At 34.9% G+C, this 13,383-nt stretch carries 9 protein-coding genes; 2 read left to right on the top strand and 7 right to left on the bottom strand.

Annotation, left to right across the window (positions count from 1 at the left end):
* The first annotated feature begins 36 nt into the window (after positions 1-36).
* Together AC2DZ0_RS06955 and AC2DZ0_RS06950 are read left to right on the top strand one after the other, a co-directional pair.
* Complete coding sequence (locus AC2DZ0_RS06955; RefSeq protein ID WP_484644574.1) at positions 37-1,080, top strand: T9SS type A sorting domain-containing protein; 1,044 nt, start codon at positions 37-39, stop codon at positions 1,078-1,080.
* 231 nt (positions 1,081-1,311) lie between these two features.
* Positions 1,312-2,100: a T9SS type A sorting domain-containing protein gene (locus tag AC2DZ0_RS06950; RefSeq protein ID WP_484644572.1), complete on the top strand. Its 789-nt coding sequence runs from the start codon at positions 1,312-1,314 to the stop codon at positions 2,098-2,100.
* Between the two features lie 66 nt (positions 2,101-2,166).
* Here AC2DZ0_RS06950 and AC2DZ0_RS06945 read toward each other — a convergent pair whose 3' ends face one another.
* From AC2DZ0_RS06945 to AC2DZ0_RS06915, 7 genes are read right to left on the bottom strand one after another with little or no spacing between them, the layout of a single operon-like run.
* On the bottom strand, positions 2,167-3,594 hold the full coding sequence (locus AC2DZ0_RS06945) for a sulfatase-like hydrolase/transferase (protein WP_484644570.1): 1,428 nt from the start codon (positions 3,592-3,594) through the stop codon (positions 2,167-2,169).
* A gap of 15 nt (positions 3,595-3,609) precedes the next feature.
* The gene (locus tag AC2DZ0_RS06940) at positions 3,610-4,881 is read right to left on the bottom strand and encodes a glycoside hydrolase family 117 protein (RefSeq protein WP_484644568.1); all 1,272 of its coding nucleotides are present in this window, start codon (positions 4,879-4,881) and stop codon (positions 3,610-3,612) included.
* A gap of 40 nt (positions 4,882-4,921) precedes the next feature.
* Complete coding sequence (locus AC2DZ0_RS06935; RefSeq protein WP_484644566.1) at positions 4,922-6,163, bottom strand: family 16 glycosylhydrolase; 1,242 nt, start codon at positions 6,161-6,163, stop codon at positions 4,922-4,924.
* A gap of 9 nt (positions 6,164-6,172) precedes the next feature.
* Positions 6,173-7,900 carry a glycoside hydrolase family 2 protein gene (locus AC2DZ0_RS06930; protein ID WP_484644564.1) on the bottom strand — a complete coding sequence of 576 codons (1,728 nt, stop codon included), beginning with the start codon at positions 7,898-7,900 and terminating at the stop codon, positions 6,173-6,175.
* An 8-nt stretch (positions 7,901-7,908) separates the two neighbouring features.
* Positions 7,909-9,021 (bottom strand): glycoside hydrolase family protein, encoded by a 1,113-nt coding sequence (locus AC2DZ0_RS06925; protein WP_484644562.1) that lies wholly within the window; start codon positions 9,019-9,021, stop codon positions 7,909-7,911.
* Positions 9,022-9,058: 37 nt separating this feature from the next.
* On the bottom strand, positions 9,059-10,342 hold the full coding sequence (locus AC2DZ0_RS06920) for a glycoside hydrolase family 117 protein (protein ID WP_484644560.1): 1,284 nt from the start codon (positions 10,340-10,342) through the stop codon (positions 9,059-9,061).
* A gap of 9 nt (positions 10,343-10,351) precedes the next feature.
* Positions 10,352-13,381 (bottom strand): glycoside hydrolase family 2 TIM barrel-domain containing protein, encoded by a 3,030-nt coding sequence (locus AC2DZ0_RS06915; RefSeq protein ID WP_484644558.1) that lies wholly within the window; start codon positions 13,379-13,381, stop codon positions 10,352-10,354.
* Positions 13,382-13,383: the final 2 nt, after the last annotated feature.

Here is a 13,383-nt window from a genome sequence, read left to right as displayed (position 1 = left end):
AGATGGTGTTAACAATAACCAACTTAAATTAATATTATGATTAAAAAACTACTTTATGTGATTGCTATTTTTGCAATTTCAATTTTAAACGCGCAAAATGTTAGTATAACAACTATTAATGGTGAGGATCCAGAAACGTTTAAAACAAACAATCCAAGCTTATCAGCAGGGACTGTCTTAAATGTTTTAGTTACCTATACAGATGTTAAAGATAATGGTGGAGGCTCCAATCTGCATATCAAACTTTTTGATAATTGGACTTTTTATGCAGGTAAGCAAACTGATGCCACAGTAACAAATTCGCTTTCCGCTCAGACGATAACCTTGCAATTAACAATTCCTTCGGTAAACCCTGGAACAAGTTTAGGACGTCTTCAGGTTCGTGGTTATAATGGAAGTTCATGGGATATCGGGAACTATGTAACAAATTTGGTGATTGAGACTGATGTGGTACCAGTTTCAGCTGCGGTTTCAATTACAAGTATTGAGGGTGTAACACCTGCAAGTTATCATACCTCAACAACAGGACAGTTAATTGAGGGAGATGTGCTAACCATTGGAGTAGATTATACGGCAATTAAAGAAAATCCAAATCGAGGAGATGTTATAGATGTCAGGGTACGATTTTTGACAAATAGTTATGGTTCGATACCAGAAGCTACCACAGCAGCTGCTACGGTAACGACTAGTGATTTATTGCAGTCAACGACAGTTGATATTACAGTACCTAACTTAGAATCGTCATTAAATGGAGTTAGATTGCAAGTTTTGGGATATGGGTACAACGGAGGGATAGAAGCTGATGCAGAAACATTTTCATATGTGTCTGAGACTTTTGATATAGATTCTTCTGTACTGTCTGTTATTGATGTAAATAAGAATAAGGGAACTGTATATTATAGTTCAGTAAGAGATGTGTTAGTAGTTAATTCTAATGTTTCTAAAGAATATACTATATATAATATGACCGGAGTGTCTGTTCAATCAGGTTTAACATCATCTGAAATTTCAGTGGAGGCTTTACCTTCAGGTATCTATATTTTTGTCACAGAAAACGGAACTGTTAAGTTTGTGAAATAAGTATTTGTTTTAAGAATAAGTTTAAACGTCTTTGAGATTTTCAAAGACGTTTTTGCGTTATGATTAATTAGTGTTTATTGGTTGTATAATTGAATTCGTCAGTTTTATTGGGGTTTTTTGATGTTTTGTATATATGATGTTATTTCTATATCAGGTTTATCTCGTGGCTGAATAACTGATTATTGTGTTTACGTTTGTAATTAAATAATAACCATATAAACATTTTAAATTATGATTAAAAAATTACAAATTATTGCAGTTGCGATTTTCGCTACAGGAACAATGAATGCCCAGTTACCAACTGGAACAATTACTTTTGATGAAGAAACTCCGGAATGGGAAATTAAATTTCAACATGGTGGTGAAAAAGCTGAAGCTATGTTAGTTGATGACACAGCATATTCACCTGCTGCTTCATCTGCTAATGCGATTGAATGGCATATTACAGCTGCTGGAGCACCAGACTATGCTTTCCCGATTGTGGATCCAGTAGGTGCATCGTTAACTTCAATGAACTCAATAAATGGTAAATCTTTTCGATTTGATATACTTACTCCTCATGCGACAGGAACAGTTACATTAGGTTTAAAAATTGATGGAAATTTTTATCAAACAGCTTCAACGTCGTACACAGGTGGTTCTATGTCTACATGGTCTTCTATAGAAGTTAATTGTTATGGGTATCCTGATGGAGTCGTTTCTAGAATGTATTTTATTTTTGACACGTTAGACATAAACGATAAATTCTATATTGATAATATTGAACAATTTGTAGATCCAACGGCTAGTGTTTCAGGTGAAGTTTTACACAGTGGAACTAAAGTTTATCCTAATCCAACAAAAGGAAACTTGAATATTTCTGATTTACATGGGGCCAAAACTGTTATTGTATCTAACGTTTTAGGTCAATATGTTAAAAGTTTGAATGCAAGCAACACTTTAGATGTTTCAGATTTAACTCCAGGAGTATATTTTGTAGAAACAGATAATGGTTTGAAACGTAAGATCATCAAAGAATAAGTAGTATCTACTGAACGCAAAAAGCCTTGGATTTCTTCAAGGCTTTTTTTGTTTTTTTAATTGTGCTTATTGCAGCAAATCAATTTTCCATTTGTCAACAATTTCTTGGTTAGTTGCATTTTCAGGCAAGCCTTTTTTTGCCATTCCTTTTGCGTAAAAATTATAGGATCCTGCCTTAGCACGCTCTGTGCTTTTTGGGGATTCTGGAACATTGTGTTTTTCAATTTTACAAACAAGCTTGTTTAACTGGTTATAAAGTCTTTTTTTTGTTTTTTTAAACTCCTTTTTGGTGGCTAGGTTGTTAAATTCATTAGGGTCTTTCGTTAAGTCATATAATTCAAACTCAGGTCGTGTATCCGCCATAAATTGATTGAACGGAGCGGCAAGTTCCCCTTTTTCATGTAATAAATGGTATAAACTAAAAGCTGGATATTGAAGCTTCTTATAGCTGGTTAATTGCATATAAGGCAATTCAGGTATTCTGTTCCAAATTAATTTATATCTGCCGTCAGTGATTGATCGTATATCATCTACTGCATCTCCGCAGCGTTGGCGGAATCCAAACACATACTTTCGTTTGTCACCTGAAAGAACATTTTTACCATGCATGTTTTTAGTAGGTTTGATCCCAGCCATCTCAAGAGAGCTTACGCTCACATCAATTAAACTAATTAGGTCTGTTTTAATGCTGTTTGCTTGTGCTTTGTTAGGGTAACGTACAATTAATGGTATCGCAAGGCCTCCTTCGTATAACCATTGTTTATCACGTATGTGTGGTCTACCATGGTCTCCAAAAAGAATTACAATGGTATTATCTGACAAGCCTTCTTTTTCTAATCTATTCAAAATATGCCCAACTCTTTTGTCGGCAATTTGAATACTTTCTAAATATAGCGCCCAATCAGCCCTGATCAATGGGTAATCTGGGTAACACCCAGGTAGCGTAACTTCCGCTGGGTCAATTGGATTTTCTTTGTCTTTTACAAAAACTCTATGAGGCTCGTGTATTTGTACCTGTGCAAAAAAAGGTTGGTTTTTATCTCTGTTTTTCCAATCTGTACTATCAAACAAGTTTTTATCTGAAAAATTATAGTCTTCTTTTCCAGGTTTATGCATTGCATGTGCCCAACCATTAGTGCAATAATATCCGTTTTTTCGAAATAATTCCATGAGTGTTGGGAACTCTTCAGGTAACGGTTTTTTATCCATAGTTCTATGGTTTAAGACGTTGGCAGCACTTGGGTACATTCCTAAAATTTGAGAGGATCTACTTGCAGAACAAACAGGTGCGTTAGAGTAAGCATTGGTGTATTTGACACCTTCGGATGCTAATTTATCCATGTTAGGAGTATAGACATCAGGATTACCGTAGCAAGCTAATTCTCTTCCAAGATCATCGCAGTTGATCCATAGGATATTTGGAGGATTTTGGGCGTTACAATAAACGCTTAGAAGTATAAGTAATGCTAAAGGTGTTGTTTTTTTGAAATTCATTGTTTCTATTTTTAATTATCTTCCTTCTGGATTTTTTGGTGTGCCTGGACTTTGTTCAAAATATACCTCAGGTTTATGCCAAACGCCGGTTTTTTTCATTTCAGGATTGTGGTAATCAAGGCTTAGGTCACAATCGAATCTAGCGATTATTGAGTAACTTTTTTTAGGAGTTCCAGCGTTGACAAAATGAGATAGGCCCCAGGTAAACCCTCTTCCGTTATTTTTATTTATAAAGGCATCGGCAGTATAGGGAGCTGCGGCAGTAGGAGTTAAAGAAACACCCGACATGATTTTAAAATTTACACCATCTTTTGCATATTGGATGGTTTCTCTTTCGTTTCCATCTTTAATAGCTAAGGTTGCAATCCCATCTCTAAATTTCCAGTAAGTTGTCTCATGGCCGGATTGCATGACAGGGTTCAAAGGGTGTTTGGTAAAAGGACCTATGGGGGTATCAGCTATTGCTAACCCATGTCCTACAGTATAATTTTGTCGGTCATTTGGCCATTTGTTATAGGCAGCTTTGTAATAAATATAGATTTTACCCTTGTAAACAAGTGGCTGGGGATCATGTGTTGCATTTTGATCCCATTCTCCTTCTTTTCCGAAAGGAATTACTTTGTCCGCTTCATGAATCCATGGACCATGTGGAGAATCAGAATATGACATAGAAACGGGACACAAATCACCTCTTAAACCGCTGGGTTCATCGAATGCTTGATAGTACAGATAGTATTTCCCTTTCCAAATTAAAATATCAGGAGTGGCTACAGATCTCCAGCCTGGATTTGGTTTTTTGGGTCTAGAAATAGCTACTCCTTCTTCCTTCCAGGTGATACCATCTTTACTGGTAGCATACCAAATATCACATAAATCCCAATCTGTTGATGGTATAGTGTTTGTGGCTTCCGAAGCTCTGTTCCATCCAATTGGAGGGACCTTGGTGTTCCTTTTTGTATACCAAATAAAAAAGGTGCTATCTACTTTAATTGGTCTTGAAGGGTCTCTTCTCGAAATGGTTCCATCTCCATTGTTATAATCAAACCCTTTAAGCCTGGTATATTTGAATTGAGAAAATAATTCATTATCTCTTACTCTTGTAGCCGGAAATTCAAACATTCTTTCAGAAGATGCACTTAATGGAATGTTTGGTTTTTTATCAGGCATCTTAAACGGAAAAACAGCTGAGTTATTCTTTTTTATTGAATTGTTTGATTCTTTTTTAGAACAAGACATTATCAAGACGGCAAAAACTGAAACAATATAGTATGGATATTTTTTTTTCATTTTTTTTACTATAGGTTTTGTCTTATTAAGATGTATTTCCTCATTTTTTATTGTAATATTTTACATAATCTACTTTCATAGAAGCACCATCCAATTGATCTGTTATTGCACCAGACCATTTGATAATTGCAAGGCTTAGCCAAATTGGTGTTTCACTAAAGCAGAATGTGTTTTTCTCCCTTCGAATTTCTTTTCCGTCGAAATAAAAAATAATATTTTTTTCGTCCCATTCTAGTCCATAGAGATGGAACTCTTCAGCAAAATTTGAGTTTTTATGGAGGTCCAGAGTTGCCACATCCACCCATTGGTCATCTTTTAAGTATTGAACTTTATAATCTGAAATTAAGTCGTTCCATTTATCCTTACTGTTCCATCCATTTATAAATTGGATGCAACCTACATCTATTGGATTTTTCCATTCAAATTGGATCCACTTATCACCTTTGGCTTGTGTAATCCAAGAGGTTTTGATATTTCCATCAGAAATGTTCGTTTCAGGATATTGTGTTCCATAGTTACCACTAGAGGTAATTGTCATGTTTTTAGAACGAATATGATTTACCAAGCCCTGAATGTCATGATCCGCGGATTCAGATAAAACTTCAGGATAATTACCTTTTTCATTTATTCCAAAAACTCTAAACTCTCTAATATGAAACTTTGATGCGTTTTTTGAGGTCAATCTAATTTTAGTAGTTTCGAATGGGATCTCTAATGGAAAGTCATAAGCAGGTTTTGTACCGAAAGAAAATCCTATATGACTTGAACTATGTTTTTTTTTTCCTTTGTGGTCATAAGTATAGTCAGACCAATTATGAATGTTCGTATTGACCTCATTAGGAAAGTGTCCTTCATTGATGTCTATTTCAAATTTCTTGCCAAGTGAAGGTTCTCCACCTCTTGTCATTAACCAAAAGGAATTATTGGTAGCACTTGCTCCTGCATACTTATATCTGCATTCGAAGTATCCGTAAGTAAATGTTTTTTTTGTCCAAATATTTCCAGCAGTCCAATCTTGCCCTCCTCTTTTTTCTTTTCGAGCAATAAGTTCCAAAATATCGTTTTTTACAATGGCATTCTCTCTCCATCGACTGCATAGAATATGTCCACTAGGTCCGTTTTGAGATTCCCAGTTTTTGTCTAAGTTTTTGTTTTTGTAGTCGAAGTTGTCCTCCCAAACAAGTTTCCATTTAGAATAATCAAAAGTATTTTCAGCTTGTGGAAAAACCAAGAAATTCATTAGTATACACAAGGTGGTGAATTTGTGTTTTAAGTTTTTCATAGGTTTAGTTTAATTGAGCCAATATTCATACACTTCTTTCAATTGTTGATATGCTTTTTTCTTGTTTCTTTTTTCATCAACAATACCCCATTCTCTGAATCCTGAGGCAGGAGTTCCTTTATAATCACTTCTATAGTCGTTATAGCTCCAAAGGGAGACTCCAGTAATATAAGGATAGTTCTTTAAATCTTTGATCCATTGAATTAAATTAGGGTCAAGTACAGCGTTCGGGGCGGGCCCAATTTGTCCTTTACCAATTTCTGATACAAATATGGGTTTGTTTGGGAATCGATTATGTACTTTTTCAATGATTTTCAACGCATGTCCATAGCTGTTAACTGATAAGAAATCAACTTTTTCATAAGGCTCTATTCCTTTGATTCCTCCTTGGTACGAGGTGTTGCTAACATAGGTTTTTAATCGAGTAGGGTCTATAGTTGCAACATAATCAATCATTTCATTTACATATTCATATTGTTTAACCGTTAAATGTTGTTCACCCCATTTAGGGTTTGTTGTTCTCAATTCATTACCAACACTCCAAGCAACAACAGAAGGGTGGTTGTAGTCTCTGTTAACTAAATCTTTCATCCATTCTTTAGTCAAAGGATTGTTGGGTATGGAATTTGGATCTTTTTCTCCCCAAACAGGAATTTCTTCAATCAATAAAAAACCATTTTTATCACAAAAATCTAGTATGTTCTCAGATAATGGAGCATGCATAAGTCTTGAAAAATTACAACCCAAAGATTTGATATCACTTAAATCTTTTAGGATTAAATGATCTGGTTCTGTATTTCCATAATCTGGGTGGTCATGTATTCTGTTTACTCCATTCATTCGCACTGCAATATTATTTAGGAAAAATTGCTCTCCCTTTACCTCAAACTTTCGAATACCAAAATGATCCGTTTTGGAATCTAAAATAGCAGCATCGAAAGTGATTTCAGTTTTACAGTTGTATAAGTTCGGAGTGTTAAAATTCCAAAGTTTATAATTTGCGATATTTCTTTTAAAAGTGATCGTTTTGTAGAGGCTAGCGTTTGCTGGAATAGCTATTTTTTGACGAGGTAATTTTTCTTGATCGATAATTTCCGATTGAATTTCAATAACCTTTTCTGTGTTACTTTTGTTTTCTAATTGGTATTTTATTTCAAACGAAATGATGTTTTTAACGAAGTCGGGTATGCTAGTAATATGTTGTTTAACCAATCGAATTTCATTATCAGCAAAAAGAGTTACATCTCTACTGATTCCTCCCCAAGCCCACCAAGCCCCTCTTCTTATAGTGTTGTCTGCCATCACAATTAAAGAATTACTTCTGTTTTTCTTTAGTTTTTCAGTAATATCAAACTCAAATGGTAAGTATCCGCCCACATGTTCTCCCAAAAACTCACCGTTAAGCCAAACATTTGCTGTTTGATAAACAGCACCAAATTTCAGTCGAATATTTTTTTTATTCCAGTTTTCGGGAACGGTAAAGTTTTTTTGATAATAAGCTTTTCCCTTGTAGGTTGCATAACGTTCACGAGTGTCCCAATTGCCGGGAACGGTTATCGTATCCCAATTTTTGAAGTTTTGTTTGAGTAAGTCAGAATTGTCAATTTCATTGGATGCAAGAAAATTCCATAATCCGTTAAGAGATATGGAATTATCTAAGATCTTATCTGTGGAGTTTGATTTTGAACATGAAATCAAAATAAAACCCATAAAAATGATGCCTATTAATTTTTTCATAGTTCACTCTATTCTTTAGTGATTTTCAAAGGAATTTGAATATTGAATGAATTTCTTACGTTGTTTACTAGGGTGTCTGCAGCGCATAACAAAGCAACAGGCTCTCCGTTTTCTATATAAACCTGTGGACGTTCTAGGTGTGTGAACTGTTGTTCTCTACCATCTTCCCAAGTTACTTTTCTTTCAGAAATATCAAAGTGTTTTGCTTTTTCCCATTTGATTCCATCATTAGAATCGTAGTGTACTAATGAAAACAAACGTTTTTTACCTTCAAATTTTATTCTTTTTACAATAGCGCGATACTTCCCATCTTGATACCAAATGTACGGGTCTTCGGCAGGGAATCGTTCTCCTGGAAATACAAAAACAGGGTCTGGGAATTTTTTAAATGGTCCGGTAGGACTGTCTGCAATAGCTACCATGTGTACCACTGGGCCTCCTGCAGGAAGTGGGAATTTTTTACCAACCGCTTTGTAAACCATTAATATTTTACCATCAGCCATCTCGCAAACAGATGGGTTAGAGGTCATCAAAGCATCATATGCGTTTTCGTCCTCATGATTGATATCCAAAACAGGTTGGTCAAAGCGTTTCCATGGTCCATTTGGGGAATCTGCCACTGCAACTCCAATTCTTTGATTGTTTCTGTGCATCCAGTTAATTTTTGCCTTTCCTGGTACACTTACAATTTTTTTATCCCCGGTGTTACCCATGTGATATAAGTAGTATTTTCCTTTTATTTTAAGAATAGTAGGGTTGTGCGTAGTTGTTCCATCCCATTTATTGTTATCTCTTTCCCCTAAGACTACGTCATGAAATTTGAAAGGTCCGAATGGAGATGTTGATGTAGCATGAGCGATTTCTGAATAATTTACCCATTCCCAACCAATTTTTTTTGGCCATCTTGAGTAAAACATGTGGTACAAGCCATCTTCACCTTTTGTCAAGGTACCGCCCCAAACACTGTTGTCTTCTTCGTTGAAAACAGAAGTTTTGGATACTTTTCCAAATTCGATTTTAAAGTTTTCAATTTTGTGGCTTTTGACATTTTTAGTTTCCTTTTGTTTGCAGGAAACCAGTGCTATACAAAGAATTAATGTAAGTGATAGAAGATGTTTCATTTATTGTGTTTTAGGTGAATATATTATTGTTCTGTGGTTAATCTTTTTTCGATGCAGCTTGGTCGGCCTTTATCCTTTCCAGTTGTTTTTTATTTAATTTATGTTTAAAATAAACTTCTGGTTTATGCCATCTGATTTTTTTCTTCATTTGTGGATCGTGTAAATCTAAACTAAGGTCACAATCAAATCGGGCTAATATAGAGTGCTGCTTTTTATGAGAACCAGCATTTACAAAATGTGACAACCCCCAAGTAATTCCTCTACCATTTTTGTTGTCTAAAAATGCGTCTGGAATGAATGGTCCGGAGGCTACGGGCATAAATTTAGAAACAGATGCAATTTCAAAATTTACCCAGTCTTTTGCATATTGGATAGTATTATTTTCATTACCATCTTGAATTACTAATGCGGCAATTCCCTCTTTAAATGGAAATAGAGAAGTTTCATGTCCTGAATTAAATAATGGATTTAAAGGGTGTTTTTTAAATGGGCCTAAAGGATTATCCGCAATAGCCAAACCGGCACCAATCCATAAATTGTCTGGTCTGTTAAAAGCCGATTTATAGTAGATGTATATTTGTCCATTGTGGATAAACGGATTTGGATCATGAATCGCATATTGATCCCATTCTCCTTCTGCTCCATTATTGATAACTGCACCTTCATGGTAGGTCCATGGTCCATCAACAGAATCAGAAGAAGCTACGGCAACCGGACAATAATCTCCTTTTTTACCACTTGCTTCCATAAAGCCTTGAAAATATAAATAGTATTTTCCTTTCCATTTTAAGATGTCTGTAGTTGCAACAGATCTCCATCCTACTTGTGGCTTAGGTGGTCGAGGTACCGCAACACCCTGTTCTTCCCATGTAAATCCATCGGTACTTGTAGCATACCAGATTTCGCATAAGTCCCAGTCTGTTGAAGGTATAGTGTCATTACTTTTTTCTGCGTTTCTTGCACCAATCGGAGGTGTAGAAGTGTTTCTGTGTGTATACCAGATATAATACTTCCCGTTTTCTTTTAAAATTTTTGAAGGATCCCTTCTGGATATGGTTCCATCTCCATTGCTATAGTCTAAGCCTTTTAGTTCAGTGAACATAAAATTAGAATATAATTCATTTGTCATCGGAGTAACACCATCGTATTGAAAAAATGCACGCTTCATGGCACTGCTTAATACTCTGTTTTTAGTGTCTTTGTTGATATTATAAGGAAAACCGTTTTCGTTAGTTGGTTGCTTTCGGTTATTGCAAGACAAAAATATTGCAGCAACAAAGCCAAGAATTAAAGTTGTTTTAAAATGGTTTAAAGTTTTCATGAGAGTAGTTTAATTTTTATTTGCTAGTACTATATTGGACCAATTGCTTGTTTTTCCTTTGTTTTCTCTTTGGATTTGTAAGTATATTGGAGCCTTTTTTTCCGTATCTATAGTCATCATACCTCTTACATTTGATCTAAAAGTAAAATTTAAATTGTCCTTGCTATAACCATATTTCACATTGTAAAATGAATCATCAAACTCACTGGTATAGCCGATTACCACTTTGTTATCTGCAATAAAAGCATCCCAAATTTTGGGAGGTAATAATTTGCCATTGGCTTTTCCAGTTGTACCATGGTTTATGTTGCTTTCTCCTTTATCGTTAATAGCGATAACATTGCAGATATAATCTTCATTGTTCTTTAAGCCAGTAACTTCAATGGCATTTGTGATGGATTTAAATGAATTTATGATATCTCCGTTTTTCGATTTACATGTGACATAATATTCATTTGCACCTGCAACCTTTTCAAAAAGGACCCTTAGTGAAGAGTCTCCAGGGATTACTTCTATGTTGTTTGGGGTTTTAGGAGTAGTAAAAGCATAAGTTTCACTATGTCTTACGTATCCTGTAGGACTAATTAATTCTATTTTTAAATCTAAAATTTCTTCTGAAGTTTTCTTCCATGTAATTTCTCCGTTCCAATTTTTGTCTGCCGGACTTATAGAAGGTAGTTTGATATTGTCTGACTGTAATATTTTACCATCTTTATTCCTAAAACTCCATCTTAGGGTATAATTATTTAATGTGTAGCTAGGGTAATCTTTTGGACCTCTAATTGGGATGTTTACTTTTGCCTTATTTTTATTTATATCGAAATTTAGAATTTCTATATTTTTTATAGGACTTAATTCTTTAGAAACTCGATTGAACATTCTTCTTTTTTGTCTCCAAACATTGATCAAGCCCCATACTCTGTTTTCTTCTTGAGAAGTAGCAGCGTATCCACTTCTATAGTCATTAAAAGTCCATAAAGAAGTTCCTATTACAAATTCATTTTTTCCTCTCCATAACTCGTGCCAGTCAGAAAAAATTTGTTGATCCCCATCTAAAGAAGTTGTAGGGTAGGGATCGAACCCATATTCTGAAATAAAAATAGGTTTTTCAGGCCACTCTCTCCTTAATTTATTTATGATCTCTTGAGGATTACCTTGCCAACGATACATGTTGTGCATAATTAAGTCAACCTCCGTATTTGGATCTGTTTTTCTGTTAGCGTGGTCCTTTTGTCCACTATTACTTACACAGGTTACGAGTCGGTTAGGGTCTAATTTACGAACATAGTCCATCGTGTTTTTTGCATATTCATAATGGTTTGTAAGTTCATTTCCAACACTCCAACCAATGATACTTGGGTGATTCCAATCACGTTCTATCATTCCTTTTAGCCAGTGTTTGGCAAGAGGGTAGTGAGGTGGGGTGAATTCTGGGTTTGTTAAGTTACGCACATTAACCTCTTCAAAGAGCAGAATTCCTTTTCTATCGCATAAGTCAATTAATTTTTCATTTTGCGTACCATGCATAATTCTCATAAAATTAGCACCTGCTTCCTTCATTAGGTCTACATCTTTTTCCAAGACCTCTATAGGTTCAGAAGATCCCCAAAAACGGTGTTCACTTACTCGGTTGAAACCTCCTAATCGTATTGGTTCCCCGTTTAATAAAAGTTGTGATGCTGTAACCTCTACTTTTCTAATTCCAAAGTGATTATTTTTTGTGTCAACAACCGTTTTGTTTTCTGTGATCGTCGTTTTTAGGTTGTATAGTGTTGGATTGTCAAAATGCCAAAGATGAACATTCTTAGCTTTTATTTCTCCGGCTAGGTCAAATTCACCTGTGCTGTTTGCTGCAATACTCACTGTTTTGTGTAACGCTATTAGATCTCCATTCTTACTGATTTGAGAATGAATGTTTACTTTTTTAGTTTTCTTGGAATTGTTTTCAATGAATACTTTTAGGTCTATTTGTGCGGTTCCATTTTCTAAATCAGGAGAAGCATGAATATTTTGATTAAGGATTCTTACGTCGTTGTTTTTTAAAAGATACACATCTCTAATAATTCCACCCCAATTCCATGTAGCACCAACTTTTGCACTATTATCGGCTTCAACAGCGATTACATTTTTAGATCCAAAAATTATCTTATCACTAATGTCAAATTCAAATGGAGTAAATCCCCCTCTATGCGTTCCAACAAAGGTTCCGTTTACATATACTTTAGCAACATGATATACACCGTCAAATTTAAGACGATATCTATTTGATGAGCTTTTTGACGAGTTGTTAGGTAAAGTGAATTCTTTACGATACCAGCCTAAACCATTATAGTTAGAGAATGAATTGATCATTCCCCAGTGGCCAGGGACTTTTAGATCATGCCAATTTTCGTCGTTGTAATTTGGTAGAAAAACTTCATCAGGTTGCTGTTTTGCTTCCAAGTAGGCTTTTTCGGAAATGGGTCTAAACATAACAGCATCTGCTGCAACATTATTTTCTGTAATAGCAGTGATCTCCATATAATTATTGTAATCTGCATCCATTTTATAAATACCCAAACTCAACCATTGCCCACAAAAATTTCTTTGCCCTACATATTTAGTTGTTGTTCCGTTCGCGTGATTTATATTCACTTGAGCGGTCATATGTGAAGAAAATGGATAGCGAATCAAAGTTTCGTAATATCCAGACGTTTTGATACCAGGCTTGTATCTTACATAATTTTCAGAAGATTCACCAGGATTAAACCTACGGGATAAATAATTTTCGCCATAAAAAACGGATCCTCTTGCTCCTTTATTCTTTAGCTGCCATTTCCCTTTTATTGCAACTTTTTCTTTGTCGTTGTTGTCAATAATTATATCTGAATCTTGTTCAATAATATTTAATGGGTTAGAACCCATACCATAAATAACATTGAATTTCCAAGTGCCATTTAAAGAAATTTTGGATGGAGGAAATTCTTTATTGGGACTCTGTTTGAAAGAGCATCCAGACAATAAAATTAGAAAGTTTAGAAGTAGCAATATGTTTTTCATAA

The organism is Flavicella sp. IMCC45668, from assembly GCF_057219105.1.
Note: the sequence above shows the minus strand (reverse complement) of the source record. Positions and strands in the feature narration are given on the sequence as shown.